The sequence below is a fragment of the Sphingosinicella sp. SM1-17 genome, assembly GCF_056821765.1.
Genome location: NZ_JBPDIO010000001.1, coordinates 625,242 through 642,370, shown reverse-complemented (window position 1 = coordinate 642,370; position 17,129 = coordinate 625,242). Strand labels below are relative to the sequence as shown.

At 65.1% G+C, this 17,129-nt stretch carries 19 protein-coding genes; 10 read left to right on the top strand and 9 right to left on the bottom strand.

The window, feature by feature from the left end; genetic code table 11:
• Positions 1-53: 53 nt before the first annotated feature.
• Complete coding sequence (locus tag ACRYLT_RS03355; protein WP_482662694.1) at positions 54-1,211, bottom strand: HNH endonuclease; 1,158 nt, start codon at positions 1,209-1,211, stop codon at positions 54-56.
• A gap of 691 nt (positions 1,212-1,902) precedes the next feature.
• On the opposite strand from ACRYLT_RS03355, the gene ACRYLT_RS03350 reads away from it, so the two are divergent.
• Positions 1,903-2,094 (top strand): hypothetical protein, encoded by a 192-nt coding sequence (locus ACRYLT_RS03350; RefSeq protein ID WP_482662693.1) that lies wholly within the window; start codon positions 1,903-1,905, stop codon positions 2,092-2,094.
• Between the two features lie 105 nt (positions 2,095-2,199).
• Positions 2,200-2,634: an anthrone oxygenase family protein gene (locus ACRYLT_RS03345; RefSeq protein ID WP_482662692.1), complete on the top strand. Its 435-nt coding sequence runs from the start codon at positions 2,200-2,202 to the stop codon at positions 2,632-2,634.
• 328 nt (positions 2,635-2,962) lie between these two features.
• Here ACRYLT_RS03345 and ACRYLT_RS03340 read toward each other — a convergent pair whose 3' ends face one another.
• The 3 genes from ACRYLT_RS03340 to ACRYLT_RS03330 all read right to left on the bottom strand — a co-directional run bounded on the left by ACRYLT_RS03340 (position 2,963) and on the right by ACRYLT_RS03330 (position 6,097).
• Positions 2,963-3,883 carry a hypothetical protein gene (locus ACRYLT_RS03340; RefSeq protein WP_482662691.1) on the bottom strand — a complete coding sequence of 307 codons (921 nt, stop codon included), beginning with the start codon at positions 3,881-3,883 and terminating at the stop codon, positions 2,963-2,965.
• 248 nt (positions 3,884-4,131) lie between these two features.
• The gene (locus ACRYLT_RS03335; protein ID WP_482662690.1) at positions 4,132-5,259 is read right to left on the bottom strand and encodes a methyltransferase; all 1,128 of its coding nucleotides are present in this window, start codon (positions 5,257-5,259) and stop codon (positions 4,132-4,134) included.
• 229 nt (positions 5,260-5,488) lie between these two features.
• The gene (locus ACRYLT_RS03330) at positions 5,489-6,097 is read right to left on the bottom strand and encodes a hypothetical protein (RefSeq protein WP_482662689.1); all 609 of its coding nucleotides are present in this window, start codon (positions 6,095-6,097) and stop codon (positions 5,489-5,491) included.
• Positions 6,098-6,337: 240 nt separating this feature from the next.
• On the opposite strand from ACRYLT_RS03330, the gene ACRYLT_RS03325 reads away from it, so the two are divergent.
• Both ACRYLT_RS03325 and ACRYLT_RS03320 read left to right on the top strand, forming a co-directional pair.
• Positions 6,338-6,547 (top strand): hypothetical protein, encoded by a 210-nt coding sequence (locus ACRYLT_RS03325; protein WP_482662688.1) that lies wholly within the window; start codon positions 6,338-6,340, stop codon positions 6,545-6,547.
• Positions 6,548-6,595: 48 nt separating this feature from the next.
• The gene (locus ACRYLT_RS03320; RefSeq protein ID WP_482662687.1) at positions 6,596-7,369 is read left to right on the top strand and encodes an alpha/beta fold hydrolase; all 774 of its coding nucleotides are present in this window, start codon (positions 6,596-6,598) and stop codon (positions 7,367-7,369) included.
• Positions 7,370-7,495: 126 nt separating this feature from the next.
• Here ACRYLT_RS03320 and ACRYLT_RS03315 read toward each other — a convergent pair whose 3' ends face one another.
• Entirely contained in the window at positions 7,496-8,086 is a 591-nt protein-coding gene (locus ACRYLT_RS03315; protein WP_482662686.1) for a DUF6265 family protein, read from the bottom strand.
• Positions 8,074-8,412, bottom strand: a complete 339-nt coding sequence (locus tag ACRYLT_RS03310; protein ID WP_482662685.1) for a hypothetical protein — start codon at positions 8,410-8,412, stop codon at positions 8,074-8,076. Before ACRYLT_RS03310 ends, ACRYLT_RS03315 begins: the two co-directional genes overlap by 13 nt.
• Before the next feature lie 226 nt (positions 8,413-8,638).
• Between ACRYLT_RS03310 and ACRYLT_RS03305 the strand changes: the two genes are divergently transcribed.
• The 5 genes from ACRYLT_RS03305 (at position 8,639) to clpS (ending at position 12,558) form a co-directional block, all read left to right on the top strand.
• Entirely contained in the window at positions 8,639-9,043 is a 405-nt protein-coding gene (locus ACRYLT_RS03305) for a nuclear transport factor 2 family protein (protein ID WP_482662684.1), read from the top strand.
• Between the two features lie 9 nt (positions 9,044-9,052).
• Positions 9,053-9,283, top strand: a complete 231-nt coding sequence (locus ACRYLT_RS03300; protein ID WP_482662683.1) for a hypothetical protein — start codon at positions 9,053-9,055, stop codon at positions 9,281-9,283.
• A gap of 59 nt (positions 9,284-9,342) precedes the next feature.
• Complete coding sequence (locus tag ACRYLT_RS03295) at positions 9,343-11,142, top strand: PHA/PHB synthase family protein (protein WP_482662682.1); 1,800 nt, start codon at positions 9,343-9,345, stop codon at positions 11,140-11,142.
• An 88-nt stretch (positions 11,143-11,230) separates the two neighbouring features.
• Positions 11,231-12,037, top strand: coding sequence for a phasin family protein (locus ACRYLT_RS03290; protein ID WP_482662681.1), 807 nt, complete (start codon positions 11,231-11,233; stop codon positions 12,035-12,037).
• 173 nt (positions 12,038-12,210) lie between these two features.
• On the top strand, positions 12,211-12,558 hold the full coding sequence (gene clpS, locus ACRYLT_RS03285; protein ID WP_482665385.1) for an ATP-dependent Clp protease adapter ClpS: 348 nt from the start codon (positions 12,211-12,213) through the stop codon (positions 12,556-12,558).
• 20 nt (positions 12,559-12,578) lie between these two features.
• Here clpS and ACRYLT_RS03280 read toward each other — a convergent pair whose 3' ends face one another.
• Complete coding sequence (locus ACRYLT_RS03280) at positions 12,579-13,271, bottom strand: Crp/Fnr family transcriptional regulator (RefSeq protein ID WP_482662680.1); 693 nt, start codon at positions 13,269-13,271, stop codon at positions 12,579-12,581.
• A 203-nt stretch (positions 13,272-13,474) separates the two neighbouring features.
• Here ACRYLT_RS03280 and murA point away from each other — a divergent pair, with 203 nt between their 5' ends.
• Positions 13,475-14,758 carry a UDP-N-acetylglucosamine 1-carboxyvinyltransferase gene (murA, locus tag ACRYLT_RS03275; RefSeq protein ID WP_482662679.1) on the top strand — a complete coding sequence of 428 codons (1,284 nt, stop codon included), beginning with the start codon at positions 13,475-13,477 and terminating at the stop codon, positions 14,756-14,758.
• A 16-nt stretch (positions 14,759-14,774) separates the two neighbouring features.
• Here murA and ACRYLT_RS03270 read toward each other — a convergent pair whose 3' ends face one another.
• Complete coding sequence (locus tag ACRYLT_RS03270) at positions 14,775-16,124, bottom strand: metal-dependent hydrolase family protein (protein WP_482662678.1); 1,350 nt, start codon at positions 16,122-16,124, stop codon at positions 14,775-14,777.
• 71 nt (positions 16,125-16,195) lie between these two features.
• Positions 16,196-17,128: a Gfo/Idh/MocA family protein gene (locus ACRYLT_RS03265; RefSeq protein ID WP_482662677.1), complete on the bottom strand. Its 933-nt coding sequence runs from the start codon at positions 17,126-17,128 to the stop codon at positions 16,196-16,198.
• Between the last annotated feature and the right edge of the window lies 1 nt (position 17,129).

Sequence of the window (17,129 nt, the reverse complement as noted above, 5' to 3'; positions counted from 1 at the left end):
CAGTTGGCTCCTGAACTAGGCAGCGGCGCTTCCCCGCCTTTCCGCCGACTTGGTTAGTGGAAGCACACTGTTCGATGCCAGTGAAGGTAGCGAGTATGCGGTCGGTGGGCAGCTGAAGCCGGAAGCCGGGCTTTGCGATCGCCGTAGATGAGCTTTTGAACGCCTTCGATATCGTTGATCTTGGTCGAGAGCAGGATGTCGCCCTCGTCGCTGAGGGAAATCAGGCCCCGATCGAACATCCAGTGGACAGTGCCGGAAAGCGCGATGCCGTTGGCCACGACGTCGGGCCCGCCCGCTTCCACGCTCATGATGTGCGCCGCCTGGGTCTCGGCTCGGCCCCGGCCGTTGATAAGCTTCATCCCGGTGAGAGCGCAGCGGGACTCATAAGCGTCCAGCACACGCTTCCGGAACTGTCGATTGCGAACGGTGCGGCTGACCAGCATGGTCGCCCGATCGACGGCGCCCGCCCAATCGGGCTGCTCTTCCTGAAACCGCGGCTGGGCCGGCTCGTGCTGGTCGATCCGTGGCAGGATTTCATCCTCCTCGACCAGCCCGAGGTCCACGATGCGGTTGAAATCCTCGTTCGAGATGGGTCGGATTGACTGGATGGCTCGACCATTGTTCAGGCGGCCGTCCGCATTCAAAAGTCCGCGCTCGACCGCCTTGCCGTCGAGCTGAAACGGCACGTCGCGACCGAACTCCAGATAGCTGCCGGGCTCGATCAGGGCGAGATACATGGCACCATGGGCCGGATCGGGAACGATCTTCTCGACCTTGGCGACCGCGTAATAGCCCCGCCGTCCGGCCCGCCGAGGCTCCTGATAAATGATCCAGTTGCCGACGACCTTGGAGGCGTTCGCCAGCCAGCGCGGCGGAAACCGATAGAAGCGCTCGGGTTCGTCTTCGTAGATGGAGTGCGATCCGACCACAAAGACGCCTTTGCTCGTGCCTTGCCGCTGCGTCTCGAATGGAAACCCGATCCAGCGATAGGTGCCGTGGTCGACGAACTCGATGATTCCCGCGTCCCGCAGCTGCTGCAACTCACGGCTGAGCGTCTGTTGCGGCGTCCCACCCGCCGAACCCGTATCGGCGACAATCGCATCAAGCTCGGCATCGATGAGAGCCTGACGGGTGAAGACGGCAGAGCCGGTCTTGGCGACATGCCGGCGGGCCGCGTTCGCGACGGCTTCGGACCAACTCTTGCCCGGCACTCTTGGATCTCCTCCCGCCCAGTAGTAACCTAGCCCAATCGGAGACCGCCGCAAGCGCGTGACGTACATCTGGAATCTGTGCGGCGGAAACACGGTGACCCGAGACGCATGGGCGGAGTGGGACGTGGATGAGCAGCAATGGGTGCTGGGCGCCGCCTTCGATTAAGCCTTTGCCATGATTGCCAGGGCGAAACTCGTCTGATCGAGGTCGCATCCGCGCCGATCGCCCTAGATTGAAAGCCCGCCTCGAAGGCGGCGATGGCCAGCGAATGGCGCTAGGAAAGTGGGCGATGGCTTCCGCGTCGCCACGCCATCTTGACACGTAACAGAGCCTGTTGTAATCCTGCCACAGTCGAGCGAACCACATCCGCCGCGATTGCCGGCTTTGTAGCAGGGCCGCCCAATGGGGCGGCTCTTTTGATTCCGGCGATCGGCCTGGCCCGCGAATTTCGCCCTCCAATCTGAAAAGTCGGCCCCGAGTCAGACAAGCGCACGAAATCCAGCACGACAAACGCAGCCCAGTCCGGGCCAGATGGAAAGCGAAGCTTCATGCCCATTCTTCACCCGGGTGGGGCCGATGGCGCACGGCGGCGCTAGGCCGAGGGGCGGGCGCAAGCCCGGCTGGCGAAGCCAGGGCGTCGTCGCGGCGCTTGGCGACGGCCTTGCGCCGCTGGAATATCTCCTGCGGGCGATGCGCGACGAGACGCTGGACGAGAGCCAGCGCATGAAAGCGGCGAAGGCGGCGGCGCCTTATTGCCGCCCGAAGCGCCGACCTGCGCGTTCCCGCTGCCTTGTTCTTGAATTCGGCGATTTTTCAAGTTTGCCGGAAAAAGCGAGAAATATCGAAGCGTTGACCCTGCTCAGGATTTCAAGTTCGACTTGATTGTCACATGACGGAAGTGCCCTCGCGACGGCGAGAAGATTTTCACGTGGGCCGTTCAGGCCCCTTCGTCCTTGTGCGCATGTCTTCCACAGGCAAGAATGCGCCATGTTCGCCGCTCTCCTCGCCCTGGTCGCCGCGGCTTTGTTCGCCGGGGCCGCGCTCTACATCAATATTGCCGAGCATCCCGCGCGGCAGCGGCTCGAGGATCGCGCCGCGCTGGCCCAGTGGCAACCGAGCTACAAGCGCGCGACTCCGATACAGGCGGGGCTGGCGCTCCTGTCCCTGCTTTTCGGCCTGTGGGCGTGGTGGAAGACCGGCGATCCGTGGCTCCTCGGCGGGGCGCTGCTGATCGGGGCGGTGGTGCCCTTCACCCTGTTCGTGATCTTCCCCACCAACCGCCGGCTGGAGTCGGTCGAACCGGCTGCAGCCGGTCCTGAAACTCGTCTCCTGCTCCGGCGCTGGGGCGGGCTTCACTCCGTGCGCAGCCTGCTCGGACTGGCGGCGGTCGGCGCCTATCTGCTGGCCTTCCTCCGGCCATAGGCCGGAGTGGGATGCTCGCAATCCCACCATTTCCCGGACCCTGTCGGCTCCCTCGACCTACACCATCGATCCTGGGCTGGCCGCTCCCCGGCTTGCCGCGCCGGATCGATTCTTTCATCGTGGCGCGGGAGGGGAGTCGAGATGAAGCCGAGCCGAAAGCTGAATCGGGGATCGTTCATGGCCCGAATTTCGGGCGGGGGCGGCGTGCAATCCGGCCGCGGCACTGCAAGTCACAGTGATCACGACCTCGTCAGGCCCTCCGCCGGTACGCAGGCGGCGTTCGAAGAAGACGGGAACGCGAAAAGATAGACCGCTCACGCCGAAGCGATCAGGATCGCCGCCGACCATTGCCTCGGCGATTCGGCTTGGGCGCAAGCGGTTGGTCCTGCCGACGGATGGCTTCTAATCGTGCACTTACCCGCGCCCTCCACATGTGGGTGGCACCGGACAAAGCCAGGACGAAGCCGACGAGCAGGCCTAGGACCAGCGGCGTTTCATACGCTTTGGCTGGGCTGAGGGCTCGCAGCACATAATGTGGAGCGGCAATCTCTATCCCTTCTCGTCTCAGCACCACCCGAGCATGATCCGGCAGGCCATTCTTGACCAGATGGCCCTCCACGGTGTCTTGCGACAGATCCCTGACGAGAGCGGCGGCATTGCGACTCCCGACCCGTTCGGTGAATAGCGCGATCGGAACGTTGCCAGCTTCCGCCATCGGGCGAGTGTGGGACGGCCCGGTCCAGAAGCCTCTGTAGGTCCAGACGGTCGAGCCATATCGCGTCAGTTCTGCGAACTGAGCCTCCGCGCGCTCGATCGGAGCGCCGGTCAGCGCAACCCGCCGACCCGACGATGCCGCCTGCGCCAAGTCGGCTTCCGTAAGCGCCGCGGCCGGCTCGCTTCGATCGGGCGTACGCTCTGCCAAAGTCCAGGCGACAGCCGCCATGGCGAAGAAGCCGGTGGAGAGGGCCAGCAGTGCGAGGCCGCTTCGCCGTAGCCGGCCAATGCTGTCGCGTGTCCCGGCCGCCATCTGCTCCGGCCGGTTGGCGTTGTGGAACAGAATCATGACGCCGGGCAGCGACAGGAAAAAGAGGGCTTGAACGGTCGTAGCGCCCAGCAACAGATATCCGGTGCGGACCGCTATCCAGGATTCCAGCCAGGCCACAGGCCCGATCCGCCAGGGTGCGAGCAGAATGAACAGGACCACGCCCGCAACCCAGAGCGAGGCGAGTCTGTTCGCGAAGCGCGTCACTTGGCGGAACCTGCTTGCCTTGCTGGTGCCATGGAATCCCCCAGCTCCAATCGTGTGTAGGAAGGGAGCGGCACCTTATGACCTCGTCAAGTCGGTGTTTCGGCCGAGCCTCACCCCTCTTCGAACCCTCAGCTTTTTCCCATCCGGCATCTGCCAATCCTGGAGCCGGGATGCGCCCTTTCAGCAAGGCGCCCGAAAAAACGCCCTCTCCCCGCGGGGAGAGGGCAGTCGCGTGACATTCGGGATGCTTATTTATAGGCGATCGCCGCGCTTGCCGGGCCCTGGAGCGGAAGGATTTCGACCCGCTTGAAGCCGGCGGCCAGGCACCATTCGCGATATTGCGCGCCGGTGAAGTCGAAGGCGTCGCCGAACTCGATCAGCATGTTCAGCGACATCATCAGTCCGAACGCATTCTCGCGGCGGGCATCGTCGATGATATTCTCGATCGCGACCAGGGCGCCGCCCGGCGGAAGCGCCCGATAGGCCTTGGCGATCAGCCTCTTCTTGTTCTCGAGATTCCAGTCGTGGAGGATCATTCCCATGGTGATGAGATCCGCCTTGGGGAACTCGTCGAGGTGGAAGTCAATCTCGCCAACCGCCACTCGGCCCTCGAGGCCTGCGGCCCGGATCTTCCGCTCGGCGATCGGCTTCACCACCGGCAGGTCGTAGGTGGCGCAGGCGAGGTGCGGATGATCGCGAGCGACGATCGAGGCGAGCTGTCCCGTCGCTCCGCCGAGATCCGCCATGCTCTGATAAGGCGAGAAATCGAACTTCTGGGCGAATGCCTCGAAATTGGCCAGCGAGACGCCGGCCATCGCTTCCATGAACTGTTCGAGCCGGCCTTCGTCGGCATAAAGCTCGTCGAACATCGGCTTGCCCGAATGCTTGATCTCGTTCTGGGGTCGGCCGGTTCGGAGCGCCTCGGTGAGGTCGCCCCAGAAGCGGTACAGTCGGGCATTGGCCATTTCGAGGATTCCGCCGACATAGGTCGGCTTGGCGCGGTCGAGATAAAGGCCGGTCTCCGCCGTGTTCGAATACAGCGCCGCCTCGCCGTCGCCGTCGCGGGCGAGCAGCCCGGTGGCAACCAGAGTGTCCAGGAAATCCCAGGTGCCGCGTGGATGGAGCCCGAGCGCTTGCTCGATCTCGGCACCCGTCTTCGGGCCCGCCGAGAGAAAGGTGAACAGGCCAAGCTCGACCGCGCTCAGAAGCACCTTCGACGGCCAGAAGCCGAAGCCGACCTGGAGAATGGACGCTGGCGAGGGGCGGCTGATCTCGATCAGGGCTGCCTCGTGCAGCGAGCCTGGGGCCGCCTTGTCGTTGGCCACGGAAGAAGAAGCAGCGGGAGCCGGTTTGAGCTGAGCTTGGAGTGTCGCCATTTCGCTTCGTTCCTTTGGTTTGCAATGTTGCGGCGGTGACGAAGCGCCTGTCGATCAGGGCACCGGCGCCCACCGCCTCGGATGCGGCAAATGGCAAGCCCCTGTGTCCGCTTGATGCCGCCTCGGGAACGGCTTTGTGTCTATTGTTTCACGGCGCTCTCGATCGTTCATGCGACCGGAGACGGCGCGGCGGCGCCCTGGCCGCCGCGCCCGAACTTCCCGGTTCGGTTCAGATGGCAAGGCTCGGCGGCACCGGCGCTTCCTTGCTCGCCCCCTTGCCGGCGGCTGGAGCGGAACTTCGCGCCGACGCTTGTCCGGACTCGCCGCTTCGGTCGGCGGCGCAATCGCCGGAAACGCGAGTCACCACCTTCGGTTTGAGATTCGGCGCATCGCGGGTCACCTCCACGCTTCGAGTGCAGCTGGAGCCGTCGGCATTCACCTGCGAGACGAGGCTGTAGCCGATCGTTCCCGGCGGAAGCGACGAATTCCCGGCCGAGGCGAAGCGCGGTCCCGTGACCAGCGCGTTCGGAGCCGCCATTTCGAGCTGCCGCATGGCGAGTGCGAAGCGGCGCTCCATCTCGGCGAACAGCCGCTCGAAAGGCGCGGGCATCCTCTGCATCCGATGAAAGCTCCAGCCGGGCCAGGACAATCGGGTACCGGGCGTGGGCGCCACCACGATTCGTGGCGGCGTATTGCCGGCATAGTGGATCCGAGCCACGGATCCGTCCGGAAGGTTCACGTTGACGACGTTGAGGCGTGACGCCTCGGCGGCCGATGCCGCGCCCGTCAAGGCGATCGACGCGAGAGCGGCCAAAGCGGCCTTTCGGGTCAGTCGCATGGTTTCTCCTCCGCTCAAGTTGCACGACAGATGGGCTGGAGGGGCGCCGGGAGAGCTTGCTCCTCCGGCCCGGCCGGATCGGCGCACCGACCTGGCACTCGAAAAACTAGCTTCTCGAGAGACGAGTTCAAGACGTCTCCTGCGCCTCGACCCGCGCCAATCCGTCCGCTGCAAGATCGGCCTGATCCATGTCAGGCACTTGTGAATGGAATTTCACGCCGCAATCCCCATATTGGAGGCATGACAGCCTTAACCACGCTCGAACGCGCCTTCGAGCTCGCCCGCTCCGGTACTTGCGCCTCCGTCAACGACATCCGCCAGCAGCTGAAGCGTGAACGATACGACCAGGTCGAGGCGCATCTTGCCGGATCGTCCATCAATCGGCAGCTGCGTGCGCTCTGCGAGGAGGCTCGGACCGCCACCATTGCCCCGGGACCGCGTCCGGTCTGAACCCCTGCGCCGCGGCGGCGTTGTGGGTTTTCAAAGCCAGGGCGAAACATGCAGATCACCCGCACCGGCCGCGGCCGGCCGCTCCTCCTCATCCATGGCCTGGGTAACAGCCGGGCGGCGTGGAACCCGATCCTGGACGGACTCGCCGCCCGCCGCGAAGTGATCGCCGTCGACCTGCCGGGCCATAACGGCACTCCGGCCGAAGCCGACAGCGGCACCTTCGCAGGGCTGGTCCGCAGCCTTGAGGAGCTGCTGGATTGGGAAGACCTCGCCGGAGTCGACATGGCCGGGACCTCGCTCGGCGGGCAATTGGTGCTCGAAATGGCCCGACGGGGCAGGGCCGGCGCGGCCGTGGCGCTCTCTCCCGGCGGCTTCTGGGCGGGCTGGGAGCGCGGCTACATCAAGTCGAGCCTCGAAGCCTCGGTCTGGATGCTCCGGGGTCTCCGCCCAGCCTTGCCGATGCTCGCCCGCCTTCCGGGGAGCCGGGCGATGATCCTGGCCCAACTTTCTGCCAATCCGTGGCTGCTGGACGGCGAACTCGTCGCCAAGGAGCTCGACTCCTTCGCCGGAACGACGACCATCGACGCGCTCATCCAGAATCTGGCCCTTGCGCCGATGCAGGGCGGTCCCGAGGCGTCGGAAAGCGGGCCGGTGACGATTGGCTGGGGGCGGCACGACCGCCTCTGCCTGCCCGTCCAGGCGGGGCGGGCACTTGCCGCCTTTCCGCAGGCTCGACTTCACTGGTTCGAGCAGGCGGGCCATTATTCCGTCTGGGACTCGCCGGAAGAGGCGCTGGCCTTGATTCTGGACGCGGCCGCCTAGACCGGCGGACGAGCACGGGGGATAGCCTCGATCCGCCGCTTGGCGGTCGAGGGCGCCGCCAGATCAAGACTCGCTCAGCAACCCGTCGGCATTCCCCTGCCGGCGCTGCCTTTGCGGCAGACGTTCCTAGGGAACGCGCCGATAGCGAAACACCGCCTCGCGGCTGGTGCCGTCCTGATTGCCGATCCTGACGGCAGCGATCATTCCGTCCGGGCCGTCCCGCCGGATGGTGAGCCCGTCGAAATACCAGGCGTCCCGTTCAACGGCGACCAGCGGGAACCGCTTCACCTCGTCCTTCTCCTCCCATCCGGTAAGGTCGGCGTTGAAATGCTTCAGCCGGTATTCGAGGCTGTCGCCCACCTGGGCGATGGACAGGATCTCGTAGAACCAGATGGCGCCATTGCGGGTCTGGGCGAAGTGGCCGACAATCTGCCCACCCATGGGCGGCGAATAAACTTCGCGCGCCGGACCGGCGATCCCGTCGCCTTCCCAGGCTCCGGCGAGCCAGGAAAGCTCCGCCAGCCGAGCTGTCGGCGACGTCTGCCCCGGTGCAGCGACTCGTGTTTCCTGGGCCGCAGCGGCGGCCGGTGCCAGCGCCAGAACCAATGCGAACAGCAGCTTCATCACTCGCCCCCTCATCTCCCGTCGATCGGTCACTTCTACTCCGGTTCGCAGCCAGGGCGAGGGGGTCAGGCGGCTTGCGCTCAGAATGGCCATCGGATTCCAAACATGATCCGGTTGCTGACCTCTCCGCGGGGAAATTCCTGCTGCTGGAGAAAGAGGCTGCCGACGGCATCGCCGCCAAGATCGACCTCGGCCCGAATCGGCCGCTCCGCATAGTCCCGGGCGACCCGGTCATAGGGATAGTCGCCGCCGCGCCTCCGGATGCCGCAGACCACGATCTCCGTATCGCCTTCGCCGCGGCAGTTGCGGTCGTTGCCTTCCGTCGGGCGGACCCGTCCGAGGTCGAAATCGCTCGCAATCACCTCCCGAGGAAGCGCCGGCGCGGCCGCCTGGGCGGCAAGAAACAGGACGAGGGACATGGCCGCTCCTTCCGAAGCCGCTCTTCTGCCACGATGACCGAACAAAGTTAAGCCGCCCGCACTGCTTTCGATATGCCTTGGTTCGGCAAGTAGAAGGTGATAACTGGCTTCATCTCCGCCCATGACGTGTCCATACAGGAAAGTACCAGTCCAGAATCCCAATCTGTTCGGACTCGCTCTCGGCCGCTACTTGGCGCATCTAGTCTGGAAAGGGAGACGATTCGCCATGTCAGAGCAGAATGTCGACTTGATCCGAAGCATTTACGACGCGTTTGCCGAGGGCGACATCGAGGCCGTGCTGGACCGCATGAGTCCGGACATCGAGTGGAACGAGGCCGAGAACTTCCCTTATGCCGACAACAATCCCTATCGCGGGCCCGAAGCGGTTCTGACCGGAATCTTCGGCCGGCTGGCGACGGACTGGGAGGGTTTCGCCGCTTTGCCCGAAGAATATCTCGACGCGGGCGACACGGTGGTGGTGCTTGGCCGTTACCGAGGCACTTTCAAGGCCACGGGCAAAGAGATCGGGGCTCAGTTCGTTCACCTATGGCGAGTCCACGACGGCACGGCCGTCCAGTTCCAGCAATATACCGACACTCTGCAGGTCGCGCGGGCAACCGGCATCCTCTAATGGGGCGAAATGCTCCGCCGCCTGCCGCTGATCCTTGGCGCCGTCGCCGGCCTCGCCGCCTTGCTCCTGGTCGGACCGGTGGCGATCGCCGTTGCGCTTCTGGGTTCCTCCCCGGAGGTCGAGGGACCGACGCCTGGCGGGAAGGCCCTGATCGTCTTGTTCGCCATCGGCCTGTCACTGCTTGCGGCCGTGATCGCCTGGGGCCTTGCCTGGATCCTGCTTCGGGCGCTTCGCCGCTGAACGGCGATCTTTCGCAGCGGCCGAGCGTTCGATAGGAAACGGGGACGATCGAGGAAGCCATGGCCGACCAGCACAGCAGCGAGCAGAAGCCGGAAACGGTTCCAGGCCTGACTTTGCCGTCGCTTGAAGAAATGCAGCATTGGACCTGGGTCATGGGGCGCGCCCAGCAGCTGATGATGGAGCATCTTGCCGCCCAGTGGAGCGGCGCTGCGGCATCGGGCCCGGCCGATCCGGCGCGGGCCGCGGCCCAGTGGCCGGCAATGAACTGGTTCGCCGATCCGGCAAAGGTGGCCCGGCAGCAGGCCGAGCTGTGGAGCGAAGGGCTCGCCATCTGGCAGCGCGCGCTGGGCCATCGCAGCGAGCGAAGCGCGCTTGAGGAGAAAGCGGACCGGGACAAGCGCTTTGCCGCTCCCGAATGGCGGGAACATCCGCTGTTCGACATGATCCGCCAGACCTATCTGCTCGTTTCGGAGCGGCTGCTCGGTTCGGTCGACGCGATCGAGGGGGTGGACGACGCGGCGCGCGAGCGGATCCGTTTCATGACCCGTAGTTTCGTCGACGCCATGTCGCCGTCCAACTTCGCGCTCACCAATCCCCAGGTGATCGAGCGGGCGATCGAAACCAGGGGGGAGAGCCTGCTCAAGGGCCTCGAGCACATGCTCAAGGACCTTGCCAAGGGACAGCTCACCCATACCGATCCGCAGGCTTTCGAGCTCGGCCGGAACATCGCGACCACGCCCGGAAAGGTGGTCAAGCAGACTCGCCTCTACCAGCTCATCCAGTACAGCCCCACGACCGACACGGTGTTCGAGACTCCGCTGATCATCTTCCCGCCCTGGATAAACCGATTCTACATCCTCGATCTCAATCCGAAGAAGAGCTTCATCCGCTGGGCCGTCGATCAGGGCCTGACCGTGTTCGTCGTTTCCTGGAAGTCCGCGGACGAGAGCCTCGCCGATGTCGACTTCGAGGACTATGTCCAGGCCCAGATCGAGGCGTTGGACTCGGTCCGCGACACGCTTGGCGTCGAGCAGGTGCATGCGATCGGCTATTGTGTCGCCGGCACCTACCTCGCCGCCACCCTGGCGCTGCTTGCGGCGCGGGGGCAGCAGGACAGGGTCGCCAGCGCCACCTTCTTCACCGCCCAGGTGGATTTCTCGGAAGCCGGCGATCTCAAATTCTTCCTCGGCGACGAGCAGATGGAGCTGATCCGCCAGCTTGCCGCCGAGAAAGGCTATCTCGACGGCCGCTACATGGCCGCGACCTTCAACCTGCTTCGCGGCCGCGACCTGATCTGGAACTATGTCACCAACAACTATCTGCTGGGCGAGGATTATCCGCAGTTCGACCTGCTCCACTGGAATTCGGACACCACCAACCTGCCGGCCGGCTGGCACCAGGCCTATCTCCAGCAGCTCTACCGCGAGAACAGGCTCGTCCAGCCCGGCGCGATCCAGGTGGACGGCACGCCCATCGACCTTCGCAAGGTGACCGTCCCCGCTTATGTCCAGGCGGGACGCGAGGATCATATCGCGCCGCCGCAAAGCGTGTGGAAGATCACCCACCACTTCCAGGGGCCGCTGCGCTTCGTTCTTGCCGGATCAGGCCATATCGCCGGCGTGGTCAATCCACCGGAAGCCCAGAAATATCAGTATTGGACCAACGAGGAGAAGGTCGATTCCCTCGACCGGTTCATTGCCGGAGCCACGGAGCATAAGGGCAGCTGGTGGCCGGACTGGATCCGCTGGATCGAAGGCCTGTCCGGAAAGCGCGTGCCGGCCAAAGGATCGCGAGTCCCCGGGAGGGGCAGGCTGAAGGCGATCGAGGACGCGCCCGGCAGCTATGTGAAAGCGCGTTGAACGTTTTGTTGCACCGCACAAAATTCCCTTGAAAATCGGTTGCCCTTGGCCTATTTGCTGCACTGCAACATTAGCAGGAGCGTAGCAAATGGCTGACCAGACCGCCCAATCGGACACTCCCGAAGCAGCGGACAAGGTGCAGGCGGCGACCGTCGAGGCGCCCGCTCAGCCGAAGGTGGCCCCCGCTGAAGTGAAAGCGGAACCCGCCGAGGCGAAGCCTGCGCCGGCCGCGGCCAAGCCGGCCGCAACCAAGGCGAAGCGGTCCGTCCGTGCGGCCGCGGAACAGAAGATCGAGAAGGCTGTCGCGGCGCCCGCGCCGAAGACGGCCCGCAAAGTGAAGAGCGTAAAGAAACTGGCTGTGACGGCGGCGATCGCCGCGGCGGCCGCGAAGCCGGTCAGCGCCGGCATCAAGAAAATCAAAGGAGCAGAATCCATGAACAAGCAGACCCGTGAAGCGGTCGACAGCGGCCTGTTCGCCGCCGACCAGTTCCGCAACGTTTTCGGTGACGTCAACGAGCGCGCCAAGGTCGCGGCCGAGCGTTCGGCCAAGGTTGCCGAGGAGCTCGCCGAGCTGACCCGCGGCAATGTCGAGGCGTTTGTCGCTTCCTCGAAGATCGCCGCCAAGGGCGTCGAGACTCTGAGCCAGGAAGCCGCCGAGTATAGCCGCAAGTCGTTCGAGGAAGCTTCTCAGGCCCTCAAGAGCCTTGCCGAAGTCAAGTCGGCCACCGACTTCTTCAAGCTTCAGAGCGACTATGCCCGCGCTGCGTTCGACAATGCCGTGGCCGAGAGCGCCCGTCTCAGCGAGACCGTTCTGAAGATCGCCGGCGATGTCGCCGAGCCGATCACCAGCCGCTACACCGTCGCGGCCGAGCGCGTGAAGACCCTCGCTGCGTAAGCTTTCGAGGGTCGGCACCGCCGACCGTGGAAAAGGGCGGCCCTCCTCGGAGCGGCCGCCCTTTTTGTATCTGCCCGTATCTGCGGCGGCCGGCGCGGGCGGATCGGCAGGATGGGCCGCGACACTCTTGTCGAAGCCGGGCACCATGCCATATTTAGGGCGTTGATATGGACATGTCCGATCGAGTGATTCTTGCTTCCGATGCCGACCGCGGGGACGATGAAGGTCCCGGCCTCGGCCTCGCCACCCGTACGCGCACGCGGACGAAGACGCCGTCGCCCTACAAGGTGCTGATGCTGAACGACGATTATACCCCGATGGAGTTCGTCGTTCATGTGCTGCAACGCTTCTTCAAGATGGGGATCGAGGACGCGACTCGGGTGATGCTGCACGTCCACCAGCGCGGTGTCGGCGTGTGCGGGATCTTTCCTTACGAGGTGGCGGAAACGAAGGTGGCGCAGGTGATCGACTTCGCTCGGCAGAACCAGCACCCGCTTCAGTGCACCCTGGAAAAGGCCTGAGCACGCGGCTCGAATACTGATCAGCTGGCCGGCGGAAGCCAGCTTGTTTCCAGGCCGGTCCTGTCGACGAAATTGGCTTCGACGCAGAGGCGTTCCTCGTCGAGCACGCGCAGATGACTGCCGCTCCGCTCGATGATTCCCATCTCGACGAGACCGCGCATCATTCGGTTGACGTGGACGGCGGTAAGGCCGGTGGCGTCGCCGATATCCTCCTGGGTGAGGGGGAGCTGGAGCGATCCATTCTCCGCCAGGCCGAGAATTCTCAGGCGCCGGTAGATGTCGCAAAGCAGCGAGGACACGCGCGCCCGGGCCGAGGTTCGACCGATCGAGGCAAGCCGGTCGGCCAACGACACCCGCTCGGCGACGGTCAGCGAGAGGATGAGCGCCGCCAGGCGCGGATGATCGGTCACGAGGGCCGCCAGCCGCTCCCGGCTGAACGGGCACAGGGTCGCCTCGGTGACGGCGGTGAGAGTCTCGGGCGAGTCCGGGAAGGCGAGCAAGGGCAGGCCCAGAATGTCTCCCTGAAAATGGAAGCGCATGATCTGACGGCTGCCGTTGCCGAGCACGACGCTGCTGTGAAGCCAGCCCTCCCGAACGATGAACAGCTCGCGCGAACTGTCATTCTCGCTGATGACGACGGTTCCGCGTCGATAATGTCGATGCTGTTCTTCCAGTCGCTCGAGCGCGGCCTGTTCCGCCGAGGACAGGCGCACGTAATGGCTGAGGCGCTCAGCTAGACACGATCCCCCCAACTTCTATGCTCCCCCGGTACGCTTTCGTACTTCTTGGCGGACCTTATGTGGGATTTGCGCGGAACGCTCTGATCGAAATCAAGCGGATAGCGGCCGAGTTTCATTTTTGCCGAGGCGGCGCCGGTGCTTGCGCCGGATCGGATATGGCTTAATGCGGCGCTCCAATGGACAGGATCATCATCAGGGGCGGCAAGGCCCTCCAGGGCAGGATCGCGATCTCCGGCGCGAAGAATGCGGCGTTGACGCTGATGCCATGCGCCCTGCTCACCGACGAGCCGCTGACTTTGCGAAACCTTCCAAGGCTCGCCGACGTCGACAGCTTCATGCACCTGCTCAACCAGCTCGGAGTCTCCACCACGGTGGAAGGCGCCAAGCCGGACGAGTTCGGGCGGGTGATGACTCTTCGAGCGGCCAATGTCACGTCGACAGTCGCGCCCTACGACATCGTTCGCAAGATGCGCGCCTCGATCCTCGTGCTTGGGCCGATGCTTGCCCGCGCCGGCGAGGCGACGGTGTCGCTGCCAGGCGGCTGCGCGATCGGCAATCGACCGATCGACCTTCATCTTCGGGCGCTTCAGGCGCTCGGGGCCGAGATCGAGCTCGCGGCCGGCTATGTGAAGGCGATCGCACCGAAGGGGGGGCTGACCGGTGGCCGGATCAGCTTCCCGATCGTTTCGGTCGGGGCGACCGAAAATGCGCTGATGGCGGCGGTGCTCGCCAAGGGCACGACGGTCATCGAGAATGCGGCCCGCGAACCGGAGATCACCGATCTGGCGCAATGCCTGAACGCGATGGGCGCAAAAATTAGCGGACTTCGCACCGATACGCTGACGATCGAGGGACAGGATCGGCTTCACGGCGCCACTTATGCGGTGATGCCGGACCGGATCGAGGCGGGCAGCTATGCCTGTGCGGCGATGATCACCGGCGGTTCGCTCGAGCTCGTCGGCGCTCGGCGCGAAACGATGCCGTCAATCCTTTCCGGGCTTCAGGATGCCGGTGCAATCCTCGAGGACGTCAGGGGCGGGCTCAAGGTGAGCGCCGACGGCGGGATCCGCCCGCTGTCGATCTCGACGGCGCCCTTTCCGGCATTCCCGACCGACATGCAGGCGCAGTTCATGGCGATGCTGACTCTCGCCCAGGGAACCAGCCTGCTGACCGAGACCATCTTCGAAAACCGCTACATGCACGTTCCCGAGCTCAATCGCATGGGCGCCGAGATCGAGGTTCGCGGCCGCTCGGCGGTGGTGCGCGGAGTCGAGCGGCTGATCGGGGCGCCGGTCATGGCGACCGATCTGCGTGCCTCGATGAGCCTCGTTCTCGCTGGACTCGCCGCCGAGGGCGAAACCCAGGTCCACCGCGTCTACCATCTCGACCGGGGCTATGAACGGCTGGAGGAGAAGCTCCAGGGCGTGGGCGCCGATATCGAGCGGGTCAGCGACGGCTAGAAGCGACCCGATCGTCTCAGTCGACTTCGGTCAGCTGCCGTTCGCCATTGAGCTTGTGGACCCGGCCGTGGCGCATCACGAACCCGACATTTTCGAGCAGTCTGACATTCTCCGTCGGATCGCCGCGAACCGCGACGATGTCCGCGTCCTTGCCGGCTTCGATCGTGCCGAGCCTATCCTCACGCCCGAGCAGGGTTGCCGCATTCACCGTCGCTGAGCGGATCGCCGCCATCGGCGTCATTCCGTTGCGAACCATCAGCGCGAATTCCTGGGCATTGTCGCCGTGCCGGCTGACTCCGGTATCGGTACCGAAGGCAATGTTCACGCGCTCCCTGACCGCCTGGGCGAAGCTTCGCTCGGCATTGCCTGCCGCTTCACGCGCCTTCTGGAGCTGTGCCGGGGTAAGCGCGCCGCGCTCGCCGTCGGCCAGAGCGGCGGCGGGGGCGAGCAGGGTCGGGACATAATAAGCGCCCGTTCGACGATAAAGTTCGAATGTGCGCTCGTTGGTGAAGGTGCCATGCTCGATCGAATTCACGCCGGCTTCGAGTGCGGCGTTGATTCCGTCGACGCCGTGTGCGTGCGCGGCAACCCGCCGGCCGAAGCTGCGGGCGGTCTCGACCACAGCGCGCATCTCGTCCGACAGCATCTGCTGGGCGAGGCCGCCAGGGACATTGCTGAGGACCCCGCCCGTCGCTGCGAACTTGATCACCTCGGCGCCTCGCGAAATCTGCTCGCGAACGGCTCGGCGACAATCGTCCGGTCCGTTGCACACGTTGATCATCTGCGGCTCGTAAATCCCGGTGAGATCGCGGTTGAGCCCGTTGGCGTCGCCATGGCCGCCGGAAACCGAAATCATCGTGCCTGCCGGCACGATCGTCGGCCCGGCAAACTGGTCGGCATTGATGGCATCGCGAAGCGACATGATCGTTCGCGGGTCGGCGCCGAGATCGCGGACCGTGGTGAAGCCGGCGAGCAGGGTCCGCCGGGCATTGAGCAGGGCGGTATAGGCCTCGTCCTCATAGTCGCGGAACGGCGCCTGCAGCCGTGCCTGCAGGCGATCGTCGAGGCCTTCGAGATGGACGTGCATGTCGATCAGCCCGGGAAGAACGAAGCTGTCGCGAAGGTCGACCACGCGTGCGCCCGGAAGCTCGACATAGCCGGGCCGAACCTCGGCGATTCGCCGGCCGCGGATGATGACGCTCTGTTCCCGCCGAGGCGCTTCGCCCGGAACGGCGAGCAGGGTTCCGGCGTGGATCACGGTCACCGGCTCCTGCTGGGTCTGGGCGGTGGCGGCCTGCGGCTGGGCCCAAGCCGGAGCGGCGAGTGCGAGGACCGCCGCGGCGGCGATGAGACGGCTGAGCTTCATGGATGTCCTTCCCTGGTTGCGGCCAGCAAAGACCAGCCTGGCGGCTCGTTCAAGCCTCTTGTTCGACCGGTTCAATCCTCGAACGGCTCGACCTCGGTTCGGTGGCCGAGCATGAAGGCGTCGGCGGTCAGCCGAAGCGGCTCCAGGTCCACGTGCGAGCGCCTCTCCGCGATCAGCTCGGCGAATCGGCGGTAGAGCTCGGGATATTCGTTGCGCCCCTCGGTGACGACCTTTTCGCCGTTCACCGTCAGGTGGCTGCCACCCTCGCTGAGGCACAGTCGCTCGCCCTCCTCCACGTCCACTTCGATGGACCAGCATTCTTCCCCGCTGTGGCGCCAATCGAATCGGCAATGGAGGCCACCCGAGGCGGCCGGACTGGCGAGCTCCAGGTTCGCCGCGATCGGAGTCTGGCGGTTCGCCGGGAACAGCAGTTCGGCAGACCGAAGGATCAGGGTTCCGGGGAAGATCCGGGTCGCGACCGAAAGGGCGTTGATTCCCGTGTCGAACACTCCGAACCCGCCGGCCTCCCAGATCCATTGCTGGCCTGGGTGCCACTTGCGCACGTCCTCCTCCCAGCGAACCCGCATCCCCCCGATCCGACGGCCCCGAAGGCGCGCCTTTGCTTCGGCGACGGCAGGATTTTCCTGCGCATGCCAGGTTGTGAAGAGGGTTGTTCCCTGCTCCTCGGCGAGCCGCTCGAGCTCCCCTACTTCGCCGAGCGAGATGCCTGGGGGCTTTTCGAGCAAGGCGTGACAGCCGGCGGCGATGCAGTCGCGCGCGACTTCGTAGCGAACCGCCGGTGGCGTGCAGATCGCCACCGCATCGAGTTGCGGGAGCGCTGCCAGCATCTCCTGATGCGTGGCGAAGCTCGGCACTTCCTCCGGGCCGCGGTGACTGGGGCTGACGACGGCGCAAAGCCTGAAAGCCGGCTCGCCTGCGATTGCGGGTTCGTGCTGGTGGCGGGCGATATTGCCGTAGCCGACGATGCCGATGCTGAGCGTCATG

Excerpts from the sequence above, each read along its gene's own strand:
- ACRYLT_RS03350 (WP_482662693.1), top strand. The coding sequence starts at position 1,903 with ATGCGCGACGAGACGCTGGACGAGAGCCAGCGCATGAAAGCGGCGAAG.
- ACRYLT_RS03345 (WP_482662692.1), top strand. The coding sequence starts at position 2,200 with ATGTTCGCCGCTCTCCTCGCCCTGGTCGCCGCGGCTTTGTTCGCCGGG.
- ACRYLT_RS03335 (WP_482662690.1), bottom strand. The coding sequence starts at position 5,259 with ATGGCGACACTCCAAGCTCAGCTCAAACCGGCTCCCGCTGCTTCTTCT.
- ACRYLT_RS03330 (WP_482662689.1), bottom strand. The coding sequence starts at position 6,097 with ATGCGACTGACCCGAAAGGCCGCTTTGGCCGCTCTCGCGTCGATCGCC.
- ACRYLT_RS03325 (WP_482662688.1), top strand. The coding sequence starts at position 6,338 with ATGACAGCCTTAACCACGCTCGAACGCGCCTTCGAGCTCGCCCGCTCC.
- ACRYLT_RS03320 (WP_482662687.1), top strand. The coding sequence starts at position 6,596 with ATGCAGATCACCCGCACCGGCCGCGGCCGGCCGCTCCTCCTCATCCAT.
- ACRYLT_RS03315 (WP_482662686.1), bottom strand. The coding sequence starts at position 8,086 with ATGGCCATTCTGAGCGCAAGCCGCCTGACCCCCTCGCCCTGGCTGCGA.
- ACRYLT_RS03310 (WP_482662685.1), bottom strand. The coding sequence starts at position 8,412 with ATGTCCCTCGTCCTGTTTCTTGCCGCCCAGGCGGCCGCGCCGGCGCTT.
- ACRYLT_RS03305 (WP_482662684.1), top strand. The coding sequence starts at position 8,639 with ATGTCAGAGCAGAATGTCGACTTGATCCGAAGCATTTACGACGCGTTT.
- ACRYLT_RS03300 (WP_482662683.1), top strand. The coding sequence starts at position 9,053 with ATGCTCCGCCGCCTGCCGCTGATCCTTGGCGCCGTCGCCGGCCTCGCC.
- ACRYLT_RS03295 (WP_482662682.1), top strand. The coding sequence starts at position 9,343 with ATGGCCGACCAGCACAGCAGCGAGCAGAAGCCGGAAACGGTTCCAGGC.
- ACRYLT_RS03290 (WP_482662681.1), top strand. The coding sequence starts at position 11,231 with ATGGCTGACCAGACCGCCCAATCGGACACTCCCGAAGCAGCGGACAAG.
- clpS (WP_482665385.1), top strand. The coding sequence starts at position 12,211 with ATGTCCGATCGAGTGATTCTTGCTTCCGATGCCGACCGCGGGGACGAT.
- murA (WP_482662679.1), top strand. The coding sequence starts at position 13,475 with ATGGACAGGATCATCATCAGGGGCGGCAAGGCCCTCCAGGGCAGGATC.
- ACRYLT_RS03270 (WP_482662678.1), bottom strand. The coding sequence starts at position 16,124 with ATGAAGCTCAGCCGTCTCATCGCCGCCGCGGCGGTCCTCGCACTCGCC.
- ACRYLT_RS03265 (WP_482662677.1), bottom strand. The coding sequence starts at position 17,128 with ATGACGCTCAGCATCGGCATCGTCGGCTACGGCAATATCGCCCGCCAC.